The organism is Massilia sp. GER05, from assembly GCF_052056005.1.
GTDB classification, from domain to species: Bacteria; Pseudomonadota; Gammaproteobacteria; order Burkholderiales; family Burkholderiaceae_D; genus Telluria; species Telluria orientalis.
In genome coordinates this window covers 2,656,766-2,679,343 of the sequence record NZ_CP178858.1, presented here as the reverse complement: position 1 = coordinate 2,679,343, position 22,578 = coordinate 2,656,766, and the positions used below count along the sequence as shown (strand labels likewise).

General features: G+C 65.1%; 24 protein-coding genes. 9 read left to right on the top strand and 15 right to left on the bottom strand.

All coding sequences use genetic code 11. The features are described from left to right. Positions 1–49: 49 nt before the first annotated feature. Both mutS and ACL58G_RS12010 read left to right on the top strand, forming a co-directional pair. Positions 50–2,725, top strand: coding sequence for a DNA mismatch repair protein MutS (mutS, locus tag ACL58G_RS12015; protein ID WP_440967082.1), 2,676 nt, complete (start codon positions 50–52; stop codon positions 2,723–2,725). A 2-nt stretch (positions 2,726–2,727) separates the two neighbouring features. Continuing rightward, positions 2,728–3,672, top strand: coding sequence for a hypothetical protein (locus ACL58G_RS12010; protein WP_440967080.1), 945 nt, complete (start codon positions 2,728–2,730; stop codon positions 3,670–3,672). Positions 3,673–3,795: 123 nt separating this feature from the next. Here ACL58G_RS12010 and ACL58G_RS12005 read toward each other — a convergent pair whose 3' ends face one another. Beyond that, positions 3,796–4,338: an FKBP-type peptidyl-prolyl cis-trans isomerase gene (locus ACL58G_RS12005; protein WP_413337984.1), complete on the bottom strand. Its 543-nt coding sequence runs from the start codon at positions 4,336–4,338 to the stop codon at positions 3,796–3,798. 79 nt (positions 4,339–4,417) lie between these two features. Between ACL58G_RS12005 and ACL58G_RS12000 the strand changes: the two genes are divergently transcribed. The 3 genes from ACL58G_RS12000 (at position 4,418) to ACL58G_RS11990 (ending at position 6,554) form a co-directional block, all read left to right on the top strand. Next, on the top strand, positions 4,418–5,539 hold the full coding sequence (locus ACL58G_RS12000) for a JmjC domain-containing protein (protein WP_440967078.1): 1,122 nt from the start codon (positions 4,418–4,420) through the stop codon (positions 5,537–5,539). 1 nt (position 5,540) lies between these two features. Beyond that, positions 5,541–6,008, top strand: coding sequence for a hypothetical protein (locus ACL58G_RS11995; protein ID WP_440967076.1), 468 nt, complete (start codon positions 5,541–5,543; stop codon positions 6,006–6,008). Between the two features lie 276 nt (positions 6,009–6,284). Next, complete coding sequence (locus tag ACL58G_RS11990) at positions 6,285–6,554, top strand: hypothetical protein (RefSeq protein WP_413383640.1); 270 nt, start codon at positions 6,285–6,287, stop codon at positions 6,552–6,554. Between the two features lie 161 nt (positions 6,555–6,715). On the opposite strand, the gene bamC is transcribed toward ACL58G_RS11990, so the two are convergent. From bamC to ACL58G_RS11945, 9 genes are all read right to left on the bottom strand, one after another. Beyond that, positions 6,716–7,831: an outer membrane protein assembly factor BamC gene (gene bamC / locus ACL58G_RS11985; protein ID WP_413383638.1), complete on the bottom strand. Its 1,116-nt coding sequence runs from the start codon at positions 7,829–7,831 to the stop codon at positions 6,716–6,718. Between the two features lie 32 nt (positions 7,832–7,863). Next, positions 7,864–8,760 carry a 4-hydroxy-tetrahydrodipicolinate synthase gene (dapA, locus tag ACL58G_RS11980; protein ID WP_413383636.1) on the bottom strand — a complete coding sequence of 299 codons (897 nt, stop codon included), beginning with the start codon at positions 8,758–8,760 and terminating at the stop codon, positions 7,864–7,866. 101 nt (positions 8,761–8,861) lie between these two features. Further along, on the bottom strand, positions 8,862–9,407 hold the full coding sequence (locus ACL58G_RS11975; RefSeq protein ID WP_440967074.1) for a class I SAM-dependent methyltransferase: 546 nt from the start codon (positions 9,405–9,407) through the stop codon (positions 8,862–8,864). A gap of 10 nt (positions 9,408–9,417) precedes the next feature. Then, a complete protein-coding gene (locus tag ACL58G_RS11970) occupies positions 9,418–10,620 on the bottom strand; it encodes a tryptophan--tRNA ligase (RefSeq protein ID WP_440967072.1) in 1,203 nt (400 codons plus the stop codon). Positions 10,621–10,627: 7 nt separating this feature from the next. After that, the gene (locus ACL58G_RS11965; RefSeq protein ID WP_413337997.1) at positions 10,628–11,254 is read right to left on the bottom strand and encodes a site-2 protease family protein; all 627 of its coding nucleotides are present in this window, start codon (positions 11,252–11,254) and stop codon (positions 10,628–10,630) included. 70 nt (positions 11,255–11,324) lie between these two features. Further along, complete coding sequence (locus ACL58G_RS11960; protein WP_371761128.1) at positions 11,325–11,948, bottom strand: L-threonylcarbamoyladenylate synthase; 624 nt, start codon at positions 11,946–11,948, stop codon at positions 11,325–11,327. Continuing rightward, complete coding sequence (gene htpX / locus ACL58G_RS11955) at positions 11,945–12,844, bottom strand: protease HtpX (RefSeq protein ID WP_440967070.1); 900 nt, start codon at positions 12,842–12,844, stop codon at positions 11,945–11,947. Before htpX ends, ACL58G_RS11960 begins: the two co-directional genes overlap by 4 nt. A 222-nt stretch (positions 12,845–13,066) precedes the next feature. Beyond that, positions 13,067–13,906 (bottom strand): 3',5'-nucleoside bisphosphate phosphatase, encoded by an 840-nt coding sequence (locus ACL58G_RS11950; protein WP_413383624.1) that lies wholly within the window; start codon positions 13,904–13,906, stop codon positions 13,067–13,069. 129 nt (positions 13,907–14,035) lie between these two features. Beyond that, entirely contained in the window at positions 14,036–14,923 is an 888-nt protein-coding gene (locus tag ACL58G_RS11945; RefSeq protein WP_440967069.1) for an alpha/beta fold hydrolase, read from the bottom strand. A 144-nt stretch (positions 14,924–15,067) separates the two neighbouring features. Here ACL58G_RS11945 and ACL58G_RS11940 point away from each other — a divergent pair, with 144 nt between their 5' ends. The 4 genes from ACL58G_RS11940 (at position 15,068) to ACL58G_RS11925 (ending at position 17,822) form a co-directional block, all read left to right on the top strand. Further along, positions 15,068–15,592 carry a gamma carbonic anhydrase family protein gene (locus ACL58G_RS11940; RefSeq protein WP_413383619.1) on the top strand — a complete coding sequence of 175 codons (525 nt, stop codon included), beginning with the start codon at positions 15,068–15,070 and terminating at the stop codon, positions 15,590–15,592. A 3-nt stretch (positions 15,593–15,595) separates the two neighbouring features. Next, a complete protein-coding gene (gene hslO / locus ACL58G_RS11935) occupies positions 15,596–16,552 on the top strand; it encodes an Hsp33 family molecular chaperone HslO (RefSeq protein ID WP_413338009.1) in 957 nt (318 codons plus the stop codon). Between the two features lie 111 nt (positions 16,553–16,663). Next, a complete protein-coding gene (locus tag ACL58G_RS11930; RefSeq protein ID WP_413383617.1) occupies positions 16,664–17,149 on the top strand; it encodes a Dps family protein in 486 nt (161 codons plus the stop codon). A gap of 253 nt (positions 17,150–17,402) precedes the next feature. Next, on the top strand, positions 17,403–17,822 hold the full coding sequence (locus ACL58G_RS11925) for a PAAR domain-containing protein (protein WP_440967067.1): 420 nt from the start codon (positions 17,403–17,405) through the stop codon (positions 17,820–17,822). 72 nt (positions 17,823–17,894) lie between these two features. Here ACL58G_RS11925 and ACL58G_RS11920 read toward each other — a convergent pair whose 3' ends face one another. From ACL58G_RS11920 to ACL58G_RS11900, 5 genes are all read right to left on the bottom strand, one after another. Continuing rightward, the gene (locus ACL58G_RS11920; RefSeq protein ID WP_440967065.1) at positions 17,895–18,173 is read right to left on the bottom strand and encodes a helix-turn-helix domain-containing transcriptional regulator; all 279 of its coding nucleotides are present in this window, start codon (positions 18,171–18,173) and stop codon (positions 17,895–17,897) included. Beyond that, entirely contained in the window at positions 18,170–18,514 is a 345-nt protein-coding gene (ftsB, locus tag ACL58G_RS11915; RefSeq protein WP_036232829.1) for a cell division protein FtsB, read from the bottom strand. The genes ACL58G_RS11920 and ftsB overlap by 4 nt, the downstream gene beginning before the upstream one ends. 66 nt (positions 18,515–18,580) lie before the next feature. Next, positions 18,581–19,867 carry a phosphopyruvate hydratase gene (gene eno, locus ACL58G_RS11910; protein WP_413338017.1) on the bottom strand — a complete coding sequence of 429 codons (1,287 nt, stop codon included), beginning with the start codon at positions 19,865–19,867 and terminating at the stop codon, positions 18,581–18,583. 116 nt (positions 19,868–19,983) lie between these two features. Then, positions 19,984–20,838 (bottom strand): 3-deoxy-8-phosphooctulonate synthase, encoded by an 855-nt coding sequence (gene kdsA / locus ACL58G_RS11905; protein ID WP_413383611.1) that lies wholly within the window; start codon positions 20,836–20,838, stop codon positions 19,984–19,986. Continuing rightward, complete coding sequence (locus tag ACL58G_RS11900) at positions 20,835–22,514, bottom strand: CTP synthase (protein WP_413338020.1); 1,680 nt, start codon at positions 22,512–22,514, stop codon at positions 20,835–20,837. The genes kdsA and ACL58G_RS11900 overlap by 4 nt, the downstream gene beginning before the upstream one ends. Positions 22,515–22,578 lie beyond the last annotated feature (64 nt).

Sequence of the window (22,578 nt, the reverse complement as noted above, 5' to 3'; positions counted from 1 at the left end):
AATGGCGGTCCTGGCACCCTCTTGCCCCGCTGTCCCCGATCTTGACCACATGAACGTTCCACGCGAAATCAACGCCGACGCGGCCAAACGCCTCGCGACCGAAAAGCACACCCCAATGATGCAGCAGTACCTGAGCATCAAGGCCGACTACCCCACGATGCTCGTCTTCTACCGAATGGGCGACTTCTACGAGCTGTTCTTCGAGGACGCCGAGAAGGCCGCGCGCATCCTGGGCATCACGCTGACGGCGCGCGGCAGCTCGGGCGGGAATCCGATCAAGATGGCCGGCGTGCCCTTCCACTCGCTCGACCCGTACCTCGCCAAGCTCGTCAAGCTGGGCGAGTCGTGCGCCATCTGCGAACAGATCGGCGATCCGGCGCTGAGCAAAGGTCCGGTCGAGCGCAAGGTCGTGCGCGTCGTCACGCCGGGGACGCTGACCGATGCCGACCTGCTGCCCGAGAAGGCCGAGCGCCCGCTGCTCGCCGTCTGCACGGTCACGAACCGCAAGGTGGTCACGACGGGTCTCGCGTGGATGTCGCTCGCGAGCGGGGGCCTCCGGCTGATGGAATTCGCGGGCGACGCCCGTGCGGCCGCCGTGCGCCTCGTGCAGGAACTGGAACGCATCGCGCCGGCCGAGGTACTGCGCGCCGACGGCGGCGCCGACCTGTTCGAAGAGAGCCCGGTCGGCCACACGGCACGCGTGCCGGAATGGCATTTCGACGTCGTGCACGGCCACAAGGCGCTGCTCGACCAATTGGGTGTCGCCACCTTGTCCGGCTTCGGCGCGGACGGTCTCGGCGCCGCGTTCGGCGCGGCCGGCGCGCTGCTGCGCTATGCCCAGGCCACGCAGGGCCGCGGCCTGCAGCACGTGAAGAGTCTCGCGGTCGAATCGGATAGCGAATTCATCGGCCTCGATGCGTCCACGCGCCGCAACCTGGAGCTGACGGAGACCATCCGCGGCCACGAGTCGCCCACGCTGTTTTCTCTTCTGGACGGCTGCCGCACGGCGATGGGCTCGCGCCTGCTGCGCCACTGGCTGCACCACGCGAAGCGCGACCAGCGCGTGGCCCGCTCGCGCCACGAGGCGATCGAGGCGCTGGCCCAGCGCGAGGCCATGCACGACCTGGCCGCGACGCTCGCGCACGTGCCCGACATCGAACGCATCACGACGCGCATCGCGCTGCTGACGGCGCGGCCGCGCGACCTCGCGAGCCTGCGCGACGGCTTGACCCAGCTGCCCGCGCTGCGCGAGCAGGTGGCGCGCTGCTTCATCCCCGGCGACTCGTGCCTGCTGCGCGACATCCACGACGCCATCGCCGTGCCCGAGGCGTGCGCGGACCTCTTGCAACGAGCCATCGCCACGGAGCCGGCCGCCATGGTGCGCGACGGCGGCGTGTTCGCGCGCGGCTTCGACGCGGAGCTGGACGAGCTGCGCGCGCTGTCGGAAAACGCGGGCCAGTTCCTCGTCGACCTGGAAGCGCGCGAGCGCGCACGCACCGGCATCGCCAACCTGCGCGTCGAGTACAACCGCGTGCACGGCTTCTACATCGAGGTCACGAACGGCCAGGCCGACAAGGTGCCGGACGATTACCGCCGCCGCCAGACGCTGAAGAACTGCGAACGCTACATCACGCCCGAACTGAAGGCGTTCGAGGATAAGGCGTTGTCCGCGCAGGACCGCGCGCTGGCGCGCGAAAAGCTGCTGTACGAGCTGCTGCTGGCCGACCTCGCGCCGCACATCGTGTGCCTGCAGCGCATCGCGTCCGGCATCGCGCAGCTCGATACGATCACCGCCCTCGCCGCCCACGCCGCGCGCAACAACTGGTGCATGCCGCAGCTGGTCGAGGAGCCGTGCCTCACCATCGTCGAAGGCCGCCATCCGGTCGTCGAGAACCAGATCGAGCGCTTCATCGCGAACGACTGCAAGCTGTCCGACGACCGCCGCCTGCTCCTGATCACGGGCCCGAACATGGGCGGTAAATCGACGTTCATGCGCCAGGTCGCGCTGATCACGCTGCTGGCCTATGTCGGCAGCTACGTGCCGGCGACGAGCGCGACGATCGGTCCCATCGACCGCATCTTCACGCGCATCGGCGCGTCCGACGACCTGGCCAATGGCCGCTCGACGTTCATGGTGGAGATGACGGAATCGGCCACGATCCTGAACGGCGCGACCGAGCACTCGCTCGTGCTGATGGATGAGGTGGGCCGCGGCACGTCGACGTTCGACGGTCTCGCGCTCGCGTGGGCCATCGCGCGCCACCTGATCGAGACGAGCCGCAGTTTTACGCTGTTCGCCACGCACTACTTCGAACTGACGCAGCTGCCGGAACAGCATCCGAGCGCGGCCAACGTGCACCTGTCGGCCGTCGAGCACAAGGACAGCATCGTGTTCCTGCATGCCGTGCAGGACGGCCCGGCGTCGCAGAGCTACGGGCTGCAGGTCGCACAGCTGGCGGGCGTGCCGCCCAGCGTGATCCGCGCCGCGCGCAAGCACCTGGCGCGGCTGGAAGCGCAGGCGCTCGATGCGACGCCGCAGCTCGACCTGTTCGCGCCGGCGCCGTGCGACGAAGGCGACGCCGAAGCCGCGCCCGCACCGGCTCCGGTGCAGGCGGCGGCCGAGTCGCCGGCGCTGACGCTGCTGGACGCCATCGATCCCGATGCCCTGACCCCGCGCGAAGCGCTCGAACGCTTGTACGAGCTCAAGCGCCTGGCCTCGGCCTGACGATGCCGCGACGCCGCTCGCTTCTCCTGTTCGTCCTCGCCTGCGCGCTCGCGGGCGGCGCGCGCGCGGACGCCCGCGACGATGACGCGCACCGTTTCGCCATCATCGGCCATGGTTTTACCGATGGCGGCGAAAAACGCCTCAAGCAGGCGCTCGCCGACAATGACGACAATGACGTCGCCTTCATGGTCGTTACGGGCATCAAGGGTGCGAACGAGCCGTGCACGGACAAGCTGTACCAGAAGCGGCGCGAGCTGATCGACGATGCGCGCCGGCCCGTCATCGTGCTGCCGGCCGGCAGCGACTGGACGGAATGCCGTAACAGCGCCGGCCGCACGAATGCGATCGAGCGCATGAACCGCATCCGCGAACTGTTCTACGGCGAGCCGTCCACGCTGGGCGCGCGCAAGCTGCCGCTGACGCGCCTGTCGATGAGCCCGCGCTTTCGCAGCTATGCGGAGAATGCGCACTGGTCGGTCGGCAAGGTGCTGTACGCAACCGTCAACATGCCGGCCAATAACAACCACTACCTGAACGAAGCGGGCCGCAACAGCGAGTACGAGGACCGGCTCGTCGCGAACCGCTTCTGGCTGCACCGGCTGTTCGCCATCGCCAGGCGCGACAAGCTGGAAGCGATCGTGCTGTTTTCCGAAGGCGACGTGAAGGCGTTGTCGCAGCCGACGGGCCTGCGCGCGCTGCTGCGCGGCGCCGTGCCGGACAACGACGGCTTCGCGGAGCCGCGCCGCCTGATCCTGTCGCTGGCGCAGAAATTCCGGGGCAAGGTGCTGCTCGTCGACGGCACGCGCGTGCGTGCAAGACCCGTCATCGAATGGCGCGGCAATGTCGGCCATCTGGCGGCCGGTGCGGATGCATTGGAGGTGGTGGTGAATCCGGAGACGAAGACCCTGTTCAGGGTCGATCCCCGCAAGGTCGAGACGGCGAAGTAAGACTGTCGAGAAGCAAAACAACGTCATCCCCGCGCAGGCGGGGATCCAATTTGCACGCGTCATCACGACGCCGACAGAACTTGGGTTCCCGCCTTCGCGGGAACGACGAGTCAAGAGTGCGTTTTACTGCAGCGGCTGGCTACGGAAGTGGTCGCCCTCTTCGCTGTCGTCGATCTCGCCGTGACCGTGGTCATGGCCGTGGGCGCCGTGCACGTGGCCGTGCGCGATCTCTTCCGGCGTGGCGGCACGCACGTCGATCACGGACAGGTCGAAGCGCAGGGCCATGCCGGCCAGCGGGTGATTGCCGTCCAGCACGACCTTGTCGTCGGCCACTTCGGTGACGGTGAAGATGACCGGCTCTTCGTCGCTGCCCTCGGCCATGCCTTCGAACTGCATGCCGACTTCGATCGGTTCCGGCAGGCGGTTGCGCTCCTCGACCTTCACCAGGTTCGGATCGTAGTCGCCGAACGCGTCTTCCGGCTCGATCTGGATGGTCGACGTGTAACCCACGTCCTTGCCGTCCAGCTCTTCTTCGATCTTCGGCAGCGTGTTCTCGTAGCCACCGTGCAGGTAGACCATCGGCTGGGCGCCGTCTTCGATCAGGTTGTTCTGGGCGTCGGACAGTTTATAGTTGACCGACACAACCGTGTTCTGGGCAATCTTCATTGCACTTCCTTTCGTGGGTAAGGCTGCGATTATAACCCTACCACCGCTTTGCTCCGGCCGGCGCTGGTTATAATGGCACATGCAAAAATTACAGCTCCTCGGCAATATCACGCCCGCCCAGTTCCTCCGCGATTACTGGCACAAGAAACCCCTGCTCATCCGCCAGGCCATCCCCAACTTCAAACCGCTGGTCAAGGTGGACAAGCTGGCCGAGCTGGCCAGGCTGAACCACGTCGAATCGCGCCTCGTGACACTCACCGACGGCACTTGGGACATGCAGCACGGCCCGCTGGCCGAACTGCCGCCCAAAACCCAGCGCGAATGGACCATGCTCGTGCAGGGCGTGAACCTGCACGACCCGAAGGCCGATGCCCTGCTGCGCCAGTTCCGTTTCGTGCCGGACGCGCGCCTGGACGACCTGATGGTCAGCTATGCGACGGACGGCGGCGGCGTCGGCCCGCATTTCGACTCCTACGACGTGTTCCTGCTGCAGGCGCAGGGCAAGCGCCGCTGGCGCATCGGCGCGCAGCAGGACCTGACGCTGGTCGAGGGCCTGCCGCTGAAGATCCTCGCCAACTTCGAGCCGGAAGAAGAGTTCGTGCTGGAACCGGGCGACATGCTGTACCTGCCGCCGCACTACGCGCACGACGGCGTCGCCGAGGGCGAATGCATGACGTATTCGATCGGCTTCCGCTCGCCGTCGTTCCAGGAACTGGGCGAAGCCTTCCTGCAGTTCATGGCCGACTCCATCGACCTGCCGGGCCGCTATGCCGACCCGGGCCTGCAGTCCGCGAAGAACCCGGCCGAGATCCCGCGCGACATGCTGGCCACCGTCACCGAAGAACTGAACAAGGTGCGCTGGGACGAGGAAGACGTCACGATCTTCATGGGCGAATACCTGTCCGAGCCGAAGCACAACGTGTTCTTCACGCCGGTCCCGAAGCCGCTGACGGTGGGCCGCTTCATGGAACAGGCTGCGAAAAAGGGGCTGAAACTGTCGCCCAAGACGTTGATGCTCTACCGCGGCAAGCACGTATTCATCAACGGCGAATCGTTCGCCGTCGGGCGCGCGGACAAGGTCGTGCTGGACGTGCTCGCCAACGAGCGGGCCCTGGCAGGCAGTCTGCTCGACCAGGCGTCGGACGACGTGCTGGAAGCGCTGTACACGTGGTACCAGGACGGCTGGATCGAGCTCGGCTGACATGAACGCGTCCTTCGACACCCGCGCCGCATTCCAGCAGCAGCTGGGCGAGGTATGGGCACGGGCACGGGCCACGCTCGTCATGTTCGATCCGGACTTTACGTTGTTCCGGCTGGGCGCGCCGGACGTGGACGCGGAACTGCGCCGCTTCCTGCACGCCGGCGGCCGGCTGCGGCTGGCGCTGCACGATCCCGCACACCTGGAGCGGGAAGCGCCGAGGTTCCTGCGCCTGCTGCGCGATCATGCGCACGGCATCGAGTGCCGGCGCACGCCGCGGGCGCTGCGCGAGCTCACGGATTCGTTCTGCATCGCGGACGACCTGCACATCGTGCGGCGCTTTCACAGCGATCACCTGCGCGGTGAGGCAGTCTTTGATGCACCGCAACAAGCCGAGCTGTCGCGCCTGCGTTTTGACGCCATTTGGGCAGAATCACAACCTGGTCTGCGGGCCAGTGTTTCCGGGCTGTAAATACCTGCTTTGGCTTGGTTTTCTCTATGAGAACTAGCGCACGGACAAGGTGTGTCGGGTTGCTAGAAGATGAACATTGCCCGATCTGGCAACTGTTACGTCTTGACACGACTTTTCTATTGCGATTCAGTAAATTTGGCTATAATATCGGGTTAGGAAGGTTCCGTTGTCTGTAGGCACTTTTTCCAAAGTATACAAACAAGAGAATTCCTGACGAGCGATAATTACCGGTAATTATTCATCGCACCACCCTTTTGAATTAATTAAGGAAAAACCATGAAAAAATCTCTGCTGATCGTTTCCCTGCTGGCTGTTGCTCTGGCTGCTTGCTCGAAGAAAGAAGAAGCTCCGGCTGCTGCTCCGGCTCCGGCTGCTGAGACCGCTGCTCCGGCTGCTCCGGCCGCTCCGGCTGCTGACGCTGCCGCTACCCCGGCTGCTCCGGCCGCTGCTGACGCTGCTGCTTCGGCCGCTTCGGCTGCTGCTTCGGCTGCTTCGGCTGCTGCTGACGCCGCTTCGGCTGCTGCTGCTCCGGCTGCTTCGAAGTAATTCGAATCGCGCTAAAGAAACCGGCCTGCGGGCCGGTTTTTTTACGTCCGCAGGTTTTGCACACGGCGCGCCGGCACGGGGTGCCCGCCCTACGAATTATGCGAGCCCACCAATAAAAAAACCGGCCAAGCGGCCGGTTTTTTTATTGAAGCGAAGCGGAGTTATTTCAACTCGTCCGCCAGCAGCTTGAGGATCTTGGCGCCGGTCGGCGACGTTTCCGGCTTGCCGTCGTTCGTCTGCACGGTCACGTCGGTCGAGGTCGCGCCCTGTGCCGTCGACACGATCACGCGGTATTTCTGCGCTTCCTTGTTCTTGTCTTCGCTACCGAACAGCTTGCTGAAGAAACCTTCCTTCTTGACCGCGTCCGGATCGACGTAGCGCACGAAATAAATGCCCTGCACGCGGTCGCGGTCTTCCACCGTGAAGCCGACGCGGTCCAGCGCCAGGCCCACGCGGCGCCATGCGCGGTCGAAGCCTTCGTCGACGACGACCTTGTTGCCTTCGAGCTTGGCGTGCTGCGGTTCCAGCGGGGCGTTCGTCACGAACGCGGTCGCTTCCTTGACCTTGGTGCCGGTCAGTTGGGCCATCAGGCGGCCCAGGAATTCCGCTTCCAGCTCCGGATCGTTCGGACGCGCGGTCCAGGTGGCCTGCTCCTTCTGCGGACCGGTCAGCACTTCTTCCGCGCCGCGGTGGCTGATGTAGATCTCGGTCGAACCGTCCGGACGGCGCTCCAGGCGGGTGCGGAACTTGTCGCGCTCGCCGGTCGAATATGCGGAATCGAAGACCTTGCCGATGGTGCGGCGGATGAAGTCCTGCGGGATCTTGGCGCGGTTCTCGGCCCAGTTCGTTTCCATGATGCCGGTCTGCGGCGACTCGGTCTCGACGGTGAAGCCCGAGTTATGCCAGAACTCCAGCAGTTGCGGCCATAGTTGTTCCGGCGTTTCCTTGATCACGAGCCAGCGCTGGTTGCCGTTGCGCTCGATGCGGATGGTGTCGGTGGGCACCTGGCCGATCTGTTCGCCGGACGTGGCCGCGATGGCCGGTGCGGCGCCGCGCTGCTGCTGGAAGCCGGACGCGGTGGCGATGCCTTTGCCATCCGGCACGGCATAGCGGTTGTCCTTCTGCAGTTGGGTCAGGTCGGGCGGAATGTCCAGCGGTGCCGCTTTCTTGGAAGCCTTGTAGTCCACCTTGTCCGATTCGAACACGGTCGTGCACGCGGCCAGGCTCAACGCGATGGCGGTCAGGGCCACGGTGCGGGCTGCGGTGGAAGTCATCATCTTGCGATTCGTCATATCGTTAAAGCTGGTAATCAAAGAACGCCGGAAGCGCGCAGCGCGGTGCGGACGGTGTCGTGGTATTGCGCGGACAGCGGGGCCAGCGGCAGGCGCAGGCCGGCCGGCATCTTGCCCATCTCGGCCAGCGCCCATTTCACCGGCACGGGGTTCGGCTCGACGAACAGTTTGCTGTGCAGGTCCAGCACGCGGTTGTTGATCTCGATGGCGCGGGCAGCTTCGCCGCTCAGCGCGGCCTTGCACATCTCGGCCATCGCGCGCGGGGCCACGTTCGCGGTCACGGAGATGTTGCCGGCGCCGCCGCACAGCATCAGCGCCAGTGCGCTCGCGTCGTCGCCCGAGAACACGCCGAACGATTTGCCCTTGCCGGCAAACGAACGGTCGATATCGCGCAGCAGTTCGATGCCGCGGGCCAGGTTGCCGGTCGCGTCCTTGATGCCGATGATGTTGTCGATGGCGGCGAGGCGCAGCACGGTCTCGTTGCTCATGTCGGCCACGGTCCGGCCCGGCACGTTGTACAGGATCACCGGCAGGTCGGTCGATTCCGCGATCGCCTTGAAGTGGCGATACATGCCTTCCTGCGACGGACGATTGTAGTACGGGACGACTTGCAGCGACGCGTCCGCGCCGACTTCCCTGGCGTGACGGGTCAGCGCGATCGCTTCGACCGTCGAATTGCCGCCCGTGCCGGCGATGACCGGAATGCGGCCGGCGATGTGGTCGACGGTCAGCTTGATCAGTTCGCAGTGTTCGTCCGGGCTCACAGTGGCCGACTCGCCGGTCGTGCCGACGATGCAGATTGCGTCCGTACCTTCCGCCACATGCCAGTCGAGGAGTTGGCGCAGGCTGTCCCTGTCCAGACTTCCATCCTCGAACATCGGAGTGACGATTGCTACTATGCTGCCCTTAATCATAATCAGTGGACCGTGCCGTTAATAAATAAATGTCGATTGTAGCGGATAGCCTGGCGTTATGGTTCATTCCACACCATATAAATGGCATGGTTACAGGTTGGTTACATATCGAGCCGGATTGCTCCCGGATCGACCTCCCGCCCCGCCGCGCACAGCCTTTGTACGCGGGCCGGACGGGGCGACTCGATGACCCCATCCTCGTAGGCGAGCACCTTCAAGCCATGGCGCGCGGCGACGTCCAGCAGTTCGCCGGGCGCCAGCAGGAACGCCGGATTGGATGGTTTGCCGAAGCGTTCGTTCCCGAGCGCGAACGTTTCGTAGACGAGGATCCCGTTCGGTGCCAGCGCGCCCGCGAGATGCGCGAACAGCGGCCGGTGCAGGTAGTTCGTGACGACGATGCCGGCGAATCGTCCCGGCGCGAATGGCCATGTGCTGCCCTCCGCTTCGAGGTCATGCTGCAGGGTCGCGATGCCGGGACCGGCCGCCTGCGCGAGCGATGCGGCGTCGCGATCGACGGCGAGCACGGGATGGCCGAGCGCCGCCAGCAGGCGCGCATGGCGGCCGCCGCCGCAGGCGAGATCCAGCGTCTCGCCGGCTGGAATGACCGGCGCCCAGCGCACGACCCAGGTGGATGGATAGTCCGTCACGAGTAGAAGGTCAGGAATAAGTCAGTCCCATGACTTCGCGCACGTCGCGCATCGTTTCCTGCGCCAGCTTGCGCGCCTTCTCGCAGCCGTCCGCGACGATGGCGCGCACGAGCGACGGATCGTCGACGTACTGCTGCGCGCGCTCGTGCATCGGCTCCTGCTCGGCCAGCACGGCTTCGACGACGGGCTGCTTGCATTCGAGGCAGCCGATGCCGGCGCTCGTGCAGCCCTTCATGACCCAGTCCTTCGTGTTCGCGTCGGAATAGACTTCGTGCAGCTGCCACACCGGGCATTTGAGCGGATCGCCCGCGTCGCTGCGGCGCACGCGCGCCGGGTCGGTCGGCATCGTGCGGATCTTCTTCGTCACCGACTCCGGATCCTCGCGCAGCGAGATCGAGTTGCCGTAGCTCTTGGACATCTTGCGGCCGTCGAGGCCCGGCAGGCGCGCCGCCTCCGTCAGCTTCACTTGCGGCTCGACGAGGATGATCTTGCGGCTGCCTTCCAGGTAGCCGAACAGGCGCTCGCGGTCGATGTTCGACAGGCTGCCCGCTTCGTCCAGCATGGCCTGCGCCTGTTCCAGCGCCGCGTCATCGCCTTCCTGCTGGTACGCGGTGCGCAGTTCCGCATACAGCTTGGCGCGCTTGCTGCCCAGCTTTTTCACGGCGTCCAGCGCCTTCTGCTCGAAGCCCGGTTCCTTGCCGTACAGGTGGTTGAAGCGGCGCGCGATCTCGCGCATCATCTCGATGTGCGGCACCTGGTCCTCGCCCACCGGCACCTGCGTGGCGCGGTAGATCAGCACGTCGGCCGCCTGCAGCAGCGGGTAGCCGAGGAAGCCGTAAGTCGCGAGGTCGCGGTTGGCCAGGTTCTCGATCTGGTCCTTGTACGTCGGCACGCGCTCGAGCCAGCCGAGCGGCGTGGCCATCGACAGCAGCAGATGCAGTTCCGCGTGCTCCGGCACCCTCGACTGGATGAAGATCGTGGCCTGGGCCGGATCGATGCCCGCCGCGAGCCAGTCGATGACCATGTCCCACGTACTTTTCTCGATGATCGCCGGGTCGTCGTAATGCGTGGTCAGCGCGTGCCAGTCGGCGACGAAGAACAGGCAAGGCAGTTCGGACTGCATGCGGATCCAGTTCTTCAGGGCCCCATGGTAGTGGCCAAGGTGCATCAGCCCGGTCGGGCGCATGCCGGAAACGACACGGTCGGGAAACATAGCGGTATCAGGTCAGGAGAAAATTCAGGGGATAGACGATCAGGTGCAGTAAAAGGTTCGCGATCACGCCGACCCAGAACAACCAGTAGCCGATCACCTTCAGGAAGATCAGCGCGAGCAGGATGATGAAACCGTACGGTTCCAGGCGCGCGAACTGGAATGCGGCCTTGTGCGGCAGGATGGAAAACAGCACGCGGCCGCCATCCATCGACGGGATCGGCAGCAGGTTGAACGCCATCAGCCACAGATTCGTCTGCACACCCGCCTCGGCCACGAGGTGAGGGAACGGTTCCTGCACGCCGAAGTAGTCGAGGAAAATCCCCAGCAGGAGCCAGATCAGCGCCATCAGGAAGTTTGCGCCCGGACCGGACAGCGCAACCCACGCCATGTCGCGCTTCGGATTGCGCATCTGGCCATAGTTGATCGGCAGCGGTTTCGCGTAGCCGAACACGAAGTGCACCGTCAGGTACATCACCACCGGAATGACGATGGTGCCGATCGGATCGATGTGGGCCAGCGGGTTGAAAGTGGTACGCCCGGCGGCGTGTGCGGTGTTGTCTCCGAAGCGTTTCGCGACGAACGCCTGGGCGGCGTCGTGCATCGTCAGCGCAAAGAGGACAGGCAGTGCATACACTGCCAGATTGCGTATGAGTTCATCCATAACCTGCGATTCTATCAGAGCGCGCGGGCGCGGCGGCCCCGGCCTACAGGCCGAACGCGGCCGGATCGCCCCGGCCTTCGCGTACGAGCTCGGCGTCAGGCCCCGTGAGGTCGACGATGGTGGTGGGTTCGAGCGTGCCGGCGCCGCCGTCGATGACGAGCTCGATCTGCCTGTCGAGACGCTCGCGCACCTCGTCCGGATCGGACAGCATGTTGTCGTCGCCCGGCAGTTGCAAGGTCGTGCCGATCAAGGGTTCGCCCAGTTCTTCCAGCAGCGCCAGCAGGATCGCGTTTTCCGGCACGCGGATGCCGATCGTCTTGCGCGACGGGTGCGACAGCCTGCGCGGCACTTCCTTCGTCGCTTCCAGGATCACCGTGTACGGCCCCGGCGTGACGGCTTTCAATTGCCGGTACTGGCGGTTGTCGACGCGCGCATAGGTGGCGATCTCGGACAGGTCGCGCACGAGCAGCGTCAAATGGTGCTTCTCGTCGACGCCGCGGATGCGCCTCAGCTTTTCGACGGCCGCCTTGTCGTCGAGGCGGCATACGAGGGCGTACGCGGAATCGGTGGGCGCGGCGACGATGCCGCCGCCCTGGATGATCTGCGCGGCCTGGCGGATCAGGCGCGCCTGCGGATTCTGGGGATGGACTTCGAAATACTGGGTCATCGCGCGAACCCCGACTGGCGCAGCGCCTGGAGGGCCGCGATGCGTTCTTCCATCGGCGGGTGCGACGCGAACAGTGCGCCCCAGCCGCCGCCGTGGCCGGAAATGCCCGACGCGGCCATCGACTGCGGCAGCGCGCCCGGATGCATGCCGGCCAGGCGCGCGAGCGCATGCTGCATCGGCTGCGGGCTGCCCAGCAGCTGGGCCGAACCGGCGTCCGCGCGGAATTCGCGCTGGCGCGAGAACCACGCGACGATGATCGACGCGACGATGCCGAACAGGATCTCGCACACGAACACGGTGATCGCGTAGCCGAAGCCCGGCCCGCGCGCGTCGTTCCCGCGGCGGAACACGACGTTGTCGACGAAGAAGCCGACCACGCGCGCGAGGAACACGACGAACGTGTTCACCACGCCCTGGATCAGCGTGAGCGTGACCATGTCGCCGTTGGCCACGTGCGCGATCTCGTGGCCCAGCACGGCCTCGACTTCCTCGCGGTTCATGTTGGCGAGCAGGCCCGTCGACACGGCCACCAGCGCGGAATTCTTGAATGCCCCCGTCGCGAACGCATTCGGCTCGCCCTCGTACACGGCCACTTCCGGCATCGCGATGCCCGCGCGCTGCGCGAGATTGCCCACGGCGCTCAACAGCCACGCTTCGGTGGGGTTGCCGGGCTGGTCGATGACGCGGGCGCCGGTGGACATCTTCGCCATCGGCTTGCTCATCAACAGGGAAATGATGGACCCCGTGAAGCCCACGACGAGCGAGAACACGAGCAGCGCCCCGACGTTGATGCCCTGCCCGCCGACCGGACGCCCGACGCCGAGGACGTTCAGCACGATCGACAGCACGAGCACGACGGCGAGGTTGGTGGCGAGGAACAGCAGTATGCGCTTCATGTAGGGAGGCCCCTCCGGCAAATAATGTTGGGTGGGCACCCCGTGCCCACGCGAGACGCCGACAAACCGCAAGCGTCACGCGAGACGCCGACGAACCGCAAGCGTCACGCAAGACGCCGACGAACCGCAAGCGTCACGCGTGGGCGGAGGGCCGCCCACCCTACGGTTCAATATCAGTCCGACAAGATAAGGGTCGGATGTCGAAATTTCAAGCGTTTCGACTCAAAACCAGTCATGCCAAACCGGCGTGACCCCGCTCGGCAGCGGCGGCAACTGGTCGAACTCGACGCGCGATTCCCCCGGTGCGTGAAAATCCGTCCCGCGCGATGCGAGGAAACCGTAGCGGCGCGCCACTTCGGCATACGTCGCGTACTGGTCCGGCGTATGGCTGCCCGTGACGACCTCGATGGCATTGCCGCCGAGCTGCTTGAACTCGTCGAACAGCGCGCCCTCGGCCGTCGCGTCGAAGCGGTAACGGCCCGGGTGCGCGATCACGGGGATGCCGCCGGCCGCGCGGATCCAGCCCATCGCATCGGCCAGCGTCGCCCAGCGGTGCGGCACATACCCCGGCTTGCCTTCCGTGAGATAGCGGCGGAAGACCTCCGACGTGTTGGAACACTTGCCGAGCTCGCACAGGTAGCGCGCGAAATGGGTGCGCGACAGCAGGTCCGGATTGCCGACGTATTTCAGCGCGCCTTCGTAGGCATTCGGGATGCCGGCCTGGTCGAGCTGCGCGGCGATCTCGCGCCCGCGCGCGTCGCGCCCGTTGCGCGTGGCGGCCAGGCCCTGCACGAGGGTCGCATTGTCTTCGTCGACCTGCAGGCCGACGAGGTGCACGGTCTCGCCGGCCCACGTCACGGAAATCTCCACGCCCGGCACGAAACGCATGCCCAGTTCCTCGGCCTTCGCGCGCGCGGCCTTGATACCGCCGATTTCGTCATGATCCGTCAGCGCCCATGCATCGACACCGCCCTTGCGGGCATACGCGGCCACGGCGGCGGGTGCGAGCACGCCGTCGGAGACGTTGGAGTGGCAGTGGAGATCGACTTTCATGGGCAGCATCCGGACAGGGTATCGTTTCGAAATACCATTGTACGCGGTTCGCCTCGGATGCGAATCGCGGGCTCGGGGAGTCCACCCTACGGCAACCTCATCGTAGAGTGGGCACCCCGTGCCCACCAGGCGCCAGCGTTACGTTGACGCCGCCAGGAAGTCCTCGATCATGCGCGCCAGCACTTCGGGTTGATCGTGGTGCAGCATGTGGCCGGCATCCGGCATCATGCGCGGCGTGACTTTCGCCAGTTGCGCGAGCCGGCGGTCGACTTCGTGGCGCGCTTCTTCTTTCGGCCCCATCCAGCGCCACATGTCCGTGTGCTCGGCCTCGACCCACAGCACGGGCGCCGTGATGCGGCGCCAGCACGCGAGCACCTCTTCCACCTGGTACAGCAGCGGCCCCGGCATCTTGTGCGCCGGATCGCCCAGGATTTCCCACTCGCCCTGCGCGTTCTGCGCGGCCCAGTGCTGGGCGAGGAAGGCGGCGCGGTCGGCCGGCAGGCGCGGGTTCGTCTTCCGCAGGCGCGTCGCGACATCGTTCAGGCTCGCGTAGCCGCGCATGACGGGCGGGGCCTTCACTTCGTCGAGCCACTTGGCGTAGCGGCCCGGCGCCTGTTCGGGACGCGTGGCGGGCAATCCGAAGCCTTCCAGGTTGATCAGCTTCGCGATGCGTTCCGGCCGCACGCCCGCATACACGCTCACGATGTTGCCGCCCATGCTGTGGCCCAGCAGGTTCACGGGTTCGCCGGGCGAATAATGGTCGAGGATCGCTTCCAGGTCGGCGAAGTAGTCCGGGAACCAGTACGTGTCGTTGCCGGAGCGCCCGGTCAGGCCAAAGCCGCGCCAGTCGTGGGCGATGACGTGCCAGTCGCCCTGCAACGCGTCGACGACGAACTGGAACGAGGCCGACATGTCCATCCAGCCATGCGCCATGAACAGCTTGGGCGCGCCCTCGCGGGGGCCCCAGTGGCGGACGTGGGTGCGCAGGCCGCGGATGGTGAGGAATTCGGAGCGGGACGGTGTCATGGCGGTTCCTGTTTTCGGGTTAAATTAGTACGACCGTTCGCATTATAAGCACGAAGCTTGCAATCCTGCTGGACGGCCCCATCTGGCCTGCTTACGAGCGTAAAAGCGTAAAATACGGGCATCTCAACCTTCCGCGAGCACTCCATGGCGATTTACCAGCTGGGCGAAGACGCGCCCGAGATCGATCCTTCGGCCTATATCGCCGATTCGGCCACCTTGATCGGCAAAGTGACGGTCGAGGCGGATGCGTCGGTGTGGTCCGGCGTGACGATCCGCGGCGACAACGAGCGCATCACGATCGGTACCGGCAGCAATGTCCAGGAAGGCACGGTAATGCACACGGACATGGGCTTTCCGCTCGTGCTCGGCAAGAACGTCACCGTCGGCCACCAGGCGATGCTGCACGGCTGCACCGTCGGCGACGGCGCGCTGATCGGCATCCAGGCCGTGGTGCTGAACGGCGCGAAGATCGGCAAGGGCTGCCTCGTGGGCGCCGGCGCCGTGGTCACCGAAGGCAAGGAGTTCCCGGACGGTTCGCTGATCCTGGGCGCCCCGGCCAAGGTAGTGCGCACGCTCACGGAAGACGACCTGCTCCGCCTCCAGCGCAGCGCCGAAAGCTATGTCCTGCGCGGCAAACGCTTCAAGGCGGAGCTCAAGAAAATCGGATAAAGAATGACGACTGATACCAGCAAGGACACCCTCCAGAAATTCATCTTCGACAACGCGGCCGTCCGCGGCGAGCTCGTCGAGATCTCCAACGCGTGGCGCGAGATCCAGTCGCGCCACGTCTACCCGAAGGCGGTGCGCGCCTTGCTGGGCGAAATGGTCGCCGCGGCGGCGCTGCTGTCCGCCAACCTCAAGTTCAACGGCTCGATCGTCATGCAGATCCATGGCGACGGCTTGGTGAAGCTGCTCGTCGTCGAGTGCGATGCGAACCTGCGCCTGCGCGCCACCGCCAAGCTGAGCGAAGGCGCCGAGGTGCCGGACGACGCCTCCGTCGCCCAGCTGCTGAACCAGCATGGCCACGGCCGCTTCGTGATCACGCTCGACCCGCAGGACAAGGTCCCGGGCCAGCAGCCGTACCAGGGCGTCGTGCCGCTCGTCGGCGAGGACATCGCGACCGTCATCGAGAACTACATGCTGCGCTCGGAACAGATGGACACCAAGCTGTGGCTGGCGGCCGACGAGAACGTCGCGCGCGGCCTGCTGCTGCAAAAGCTGCCGCGCAATTCCAGCATCGAAGGCCAGGTCAAGCAGGCCAGCGAGGAAGAAGACCTCGAGACGTGGACCCGCGCCGTCATGCTGGGCCAGACCCTGAAGCAGGAAGAACTGCTCACGACCGACGTGGAAACGCTGCTCCGGCGCCTGTTCTGGGAAGAGACGATCCGCGTGTTCGACCCGCTGCACCCGGAATTCCACTGCACTTGCTCGCGCGAAAAAGTGGGCAATATGCTCAAGATGCTGGGCAAGGAAGAAGTCGAGTCCGCCCTGCACGACCTGGGCGAACTGGGCATCAACTGCGACTTCTGCGGCAAGCACTACGGCTTCGATGCCGTCGACTGCGCGCAATTGTTCGCAAGCGACACGACGGCCGACGCCGTGGCGCCCGCCTCCAGCGTCAAGCATTGATCCCACGGGGACGTCATTGGCGTCCCCTATCATTTCGATTGGGAATATAAACTGTCGCTATCGATGGTTCCTGTTAAGCTGTGATCAATGACACTGAGACAGGAGAACACCATGAGCAACATCAATATCGGCATCAGCACCGAAGACCGCGCGAACATCGCCAACGCCCTGTCGCGCGTCCTCGCGGACAGCTACATGCTGTACCTGAAGACCCACAACTTCCACTGGAACGTGACGGGTCCGATGTTCCAGACGCTGCACATCATGTTCATGGAACAGTACACGGAACTGTGGAACGCGCTGGACAACATCGCCGAACGCATCCGCGCCCTCGGTCATTTCGCACCGGGCACCTATGCCCGCTTCGTGGAACTGTCGTCGATCAAGGAAGAAGCCGGCGTGCCGAACGCGCAGGAAATGATCCGCCAGCTGGTCGACGGCCAGGAGGCGCTGATCCGCACCGTGCGCGAGGCGTTCAAGATTGCCGACGAGGCCAATGACCAGCCGAGTGCCGGCATGCTGAGCGACCGCATGGAAATCCACGAAAAGAATGCGTGGATGCTGCGTTCGTTCCTCGAGAACGGCCAGGCGGCCTGATCCCGCCGCTTCTCCCGCAGACGCCCCCTGATCAGGGGTCGATGCGGCATCCTCTTTATTGCCGGTCGGAAGTTAACCGGCAGCTCTGTCGGAATTCCCTGATTTCGGATGACGGGCCGGTTCAACTTGCGCTGCATCAATTGGCATAAATCAACGCTGCGTTTCAATGGCCTCCAGTGTATGAACTCGTGCACTTAAGACCGGGAATGTGTCGCTTTTTCGCGTCCCGTTTTGCAAACCTTTGGAGAACCGGATGAAATCAGTACGTGCCAATGATGCAGCCACCAACGCCAACACAGCCACAACCCAGGGCGCGCCCCGTAAAGTGGTTGCCCGCTATCCCATCGCCACGATCGGTTCGCGCACCCGCCGCGGTGGCGAAGTCGTGCTCGCGTCGCAGGGCGAGCACGCGGACGATTTCCGCATCGCCTGCGTCGGCGACCGGGTGCGCTATCCGGACGGCAGCGAGAGCGTGATCGTGTCGGGCGCCGGGCATGCGTCGACGTATGCGAACCGGCCGATTGCCCTCGTGGGCAGCCATATCGCGAACGGCGACCGCATCGTCGCGCGTGCGCAGAGCATCGGCGAGATCGTCGTCGTGGAAGGAGAACCGATTCCCGGCCTGCTGGAGCCGGGCTATGCGCCGCCGTCCGCTGTCGGGGGCGGCGCCTGACCGGGGCGACCGTCGGCGTGCGCGGCTGCAATCAGGTGCGGCAGCGAACGCCGGCGGGCGCGAGTCTCTTGATTAATTGGGCGCGCCGCCGGCCGGACGGTGCAAGTCGATCACCTTCATGATGGCCAGCAGACTGTCGAGGCCCATCTCGCCGCGGTTCATGGCCGCGGCGAGCAGGTCGCGCGGCAGGCCGGCCGCGGCGGCCAGGTGCGTGAGGCCCGCGGAGCGTGCGACCAACCTCAGCGCCTCCGTCATGGTGTCGGGATCGCCGGCATCGAACGCGGCGGCGAGGTAGCCTGCAACGGCCTCGAGCGTGTCGAGCGCCGGCGGGGAAGATGCCGTGGGGGTCATGGCGTGCCCTTCTTGACCTTCGGCGGCGGTGGCGGCGGCGGTTCCGTCATCATGACGGCCGGCTTCTCGTCCTTGCGCAATACCTGCACGAAGATCTCGTTCGACTTGATCATGCCCAGTTCGTAGCGCGCGCGTTCCTCGACGGCGCCGAGGCCATCCTTCAGGTCGCGCACTTCCGATTCCAGCTTGGCGTTACGGGCTTTCAGCTGCTCGGTCTTGGCACGGGACGCAGCCACCTGGGATTCCAGGTCGGCCACGGTAAGCCAGCCGCCCTTCCCCAACCACAGGGGATACTGGATCAGCAGCAGCAGAGCTGCCAGGGCAAGGGTGATGAGGCGCATGGATGAATACGGCTGGCGGGATGTCGACACGAGCCCGGCGAACGAACCCGTGTCCATACTACTCGCTTACTTCAGGTTGTAGAAAGCGTCGCGGCCCGGGTAGCTGGCGATGTCGCCCAGGTCTTCCTCGATGCGCAGCAACTGGTTGTATTTCGCCATGCGGTCCGAACGCGACAGCGAGCCCGTCTTGATCTGCAGGGCGTTCATGCCGACGGCGATGTCGGCGATGGTCGAGTCCTCGGTCTCGCCCGAACGGTGCGAGATCACGGCCGTGTAGCCCGCGCGCTTGGCCATCTCGATGGCGGCGAAGGTTTCGGTCAGCGTGCCGATCTGGTTGATCTTGATCAGGATCGAGTTGGCGATGTCCTTCTGGATGCCTTCTTTCAGGATCTTGGTGTTGGTGACGAACAAATCGTCGCCCACCAGCTGGACTTTCTTGCCCAGGGCGGCGGTCAGCGTTGCCCAGCCTTCCCAGTCGCCTTCGGCCATCGCGTCCTCGATCGAGATGATCGGGTACTTGTCGCACCAGGTCGCCAGCATGTTGGTGAAGTCCTGGGCCGACAGCTGCAGGCCGCCTTCGCCTTCCAGCACGTACTTGCCGTCCTTGTAGAACTCGCTGGCGGCGCAGTCCAGGCCGATGGCGATGTCCTGGCCGGCCACGTAGCCTGCCTGCTCGATCGCTTGCATGATCAGCTTGATGGCTTCTTCATGGTTCGCGACGGACGGGGCGAAGCCGCCTTCGTCGCCGACGGCGGTGTTCAGGCCCTTGCTGTGCAGGATTTTCTTCAGCGTGTGGAACACCTCGGCGCCGTAGCGCACGGCTTCCTTGAACGACGGAGCGCCGACCGGGATGATCATGAATTCCTGGATGTCCAGGTTGTTGTCGGCGTGCGCGCCGCCGTTGATGACGTTCATCATCGGCACCGGCATCTGCATCGCGCCCGAACCGCCGAAGTAGCGGTACAGCGGCAGGCCGGCTTCTTCGGCCGCGGCCTTGGCGACGGCCATGGAGACGGCCAGCATCGCGTTCGCGCCCAGGCGGCTCTTGTTCTCGGTGCCGTCCAGGTCGATCAGGGTGCGGTCCAGGAATGCCTGTTCGTTGGCGTCCAGGCCCATGATGGCTTCGCTGATCTCGGTGTTGATGTTCTCGCAGGCCTGCAGCACGCCCTTGCCGAAGTAACGCTTCGGATCGCCGTCGCGCAGCTCGATGGCTTCGCGCGAACCGGTCGAGGCGCCCGACGGGACGGCGGCGCGACCCATCACGCCGGATTCCAGCAGCACATCGCACTCGACGGTCGGATTGCCGCGCGAGTCGATGATTTCGCGGCCGATGATATCAACGATAGCACTCATGGTTCTTTAATCTCCAGAAAGTAAGAATCGATACAGTCGCGCCAAGCCGCAGGGCGCGCCAATTAGTCAGTCGGGGTCAGAGCCCACCCGGGTAAACCGGGCTCTGACCCCGAATATCAGGAAAAATCGGATTCGATAAAGCCGGCCTTCTTGACGATACGGTCGAGGTCGACCAGGGTGGTCAGCAAATCCTTCATGCGGGCGAGCGGCACGGCGTTCGGGCCGTCCGACAGCGCGCACGCGGGATTCGGGTGGGTTTCCATGAACAGGCCCGACACGCCCGCCGCGACCGCGGCGCGCGCCAGCACGGGCACGTGCTCGCGCTGGCCGCCGGACGACGTCCCCTGCCCGCCCGGCAGCTGCACCGAGTGGGTGGCGTCGAACACGATCGGGCAGTTCGACTCGCGCATGATGGCGAGCGAACGCATGTCGGAAACCAGGTTGTTGTAGCCGAACGAGACGCCGCGCTCGCACGCCATGAACTGGTCGTCCGGCAGCCCCGCTTCGCGCGCGGCATTGCGTGCTTTCTCGATCACGTTCTTCATGTCGCCAGGGGCCAGGAACTGGCCCTTCTTGATGTTCACGGGCTTGCCGGAACGGGCGCAGGCGTTGATGAAGTCGGTCTGGCGGCACAGGAAGGCCGGCGTCTGCAGTACGTCCACGACGCTCGCGACGACCGGGATCTCTTCCTCGGTGTGCACGTCGGTCAGGACGGGCACGCCGATTTCCTTGCGCACGTCCGCGAGGATCTCCAGGCCCTTTTCCATGCCGGGGCCGCGGAACGATTTGCCGGACGAACGGTTCGCCTTGTCGAACGACGATTTATAGATGAACGGGATGCCCAGCGCCGAGGTGATCTCCTTCAGCTGGCCGGCGACGTCCATGGCCATCTGGCGCGACTCGATCACGCAGGTGCCGGCGATCAGGAAGATCGGCTGGTCGAGGCCGACGTCGAATCCGCACAGTTTCATGCTGCATCTCCTTGCAGTGCAGGCGTGTTTGCGGCCTGCTTGTTGCCGCTCGCTGCCTGGTGGGCCAGCGCGGCCTGGATGAACGACGAGAACAGCGGGTGGCCGTTACGCGGCGTCGACTTGAACTCGGGGTGGAATTGCACGCCCATGTACCACGGGTGGACACTCCTCGGCAGTTCCATGATCTCGCACAGGTCTTCGTTCGGCGTACGCGCCGCGACGACGAGGCCTGCGGCTTCGACCTTCGGCAGGTAGTAATTGTTCGCTTCGTAGCGGTGGCGGTGGCGCTCGGTCACGACGTTGCCGTAGATCTCGGCGGCCAGCGTGCCCGGGTTCACGGCGCAGGTCTGCGCGCCCAGGCGCATGGTGCCGCCCAGGTCGGAATTGACGTCGCGCTTCTCGACCTTGCCGTCGTGGTTCTGCCACTCGTTGATCAGGGCGACGACCGGCTGGTCGGTCTCCGGATCGAATTCCGTCGAGTTGGCGTTCGGCAGACCGGCCATGTGGCGCGCGTACTCGATCAGCGCGACCTGCATGCCCAGGCAGATGCCAAGGTACGGGACCCGGTTTTCGCGGGCATAGCGGGCGGCCATGATCTTGCCTTCCACGCCGCGCTTGCCGAAGCCGCCCGGCACGAGGATGGCGTCGTACTTGGCCAGGTTGGCGCAGCCCGTCGACTCGATCTCTTCCGAGTCGATGTATTCGATGTTGACGCGGCTTTCCGTGTGGATGCCGGCGTGGCGCAGCGCTTCCGTCAGCGATTTGTACGACTCGATCAGGTCGACGTACTTGCCGACCATGCCGATCGTGACTTCGTGCTTCGGGTTTTCCAGCGTGTGGATCAGCTTCGTCCACATCGACAGGTCGGCCTTGGGCGCCTCGAGGCCGAGCGCGTCGAGGATGATGTCGTCCAGGCCCTGGTCGTGCAGCACCTGCGGCACCTTATAGATCGTGTCGACGTCCCACACGGAGATGACGGCCTGCTCTTCGACGTTGGCGAACAGCGAGATCTTGGCGCGCTCGTCGTCGGGGATGCGGCGGTCGGCGCGGCACAGCAGCGCGTTCGGCGAAATGCCGATCTCGCGCAGTTTCTGCACCGAGTGCTGCGTGGGCTTGGTCTTCAGTTCGCCGGCCGACGAGATGTACGGCACGAGGGTCAGGTGCACGAACGCGGCGCCCTTGCGGCCCTGGCGCAGCGACAGCTGGCGCGCGGCTTCGAGGAACGGCAGCGATTCGATGTCGCCGACGGTGCCGCCGATCTCGACGAGCGCGACGTCGACGCCTTCGGCGCCGCGGCGGATGTAGTCCTGGATCTCGTTGGTGATGTGCGGGATCACCTGCACGGTCTTGCCGAGGTACTCGCCGCGGCGTTCCTTGCGGATCACCGATTCATAGATCTGGCCGGTCGTGAAGTTGTTCACCTTCTTCATCCGCGTGCTGATGAAGCGCTCGTAGTGGCCCAGGTCCAGGTCGGTCTCGGCGCCGTCGTCGGTGACGAACACCTCACCGTGCTGGGTGGGGCTCATCGTGCCCGGGTCCACGTTGATGTACGGGTCGAGCTTGAGCATGGTGACTTTGAGACCGCGCGATTCGAGGATCGCGGCGAGGGAGGCGGCCGCGATCCCTTTACCCAGGGAAGACACGACGCCGCCAGTGACGAATACGAATTTGGTCATTGTGCAGAAGGTGCCGAACGGCACGCGCGGGAAATAGAAATTATACCTTAAACCTGCAAATACT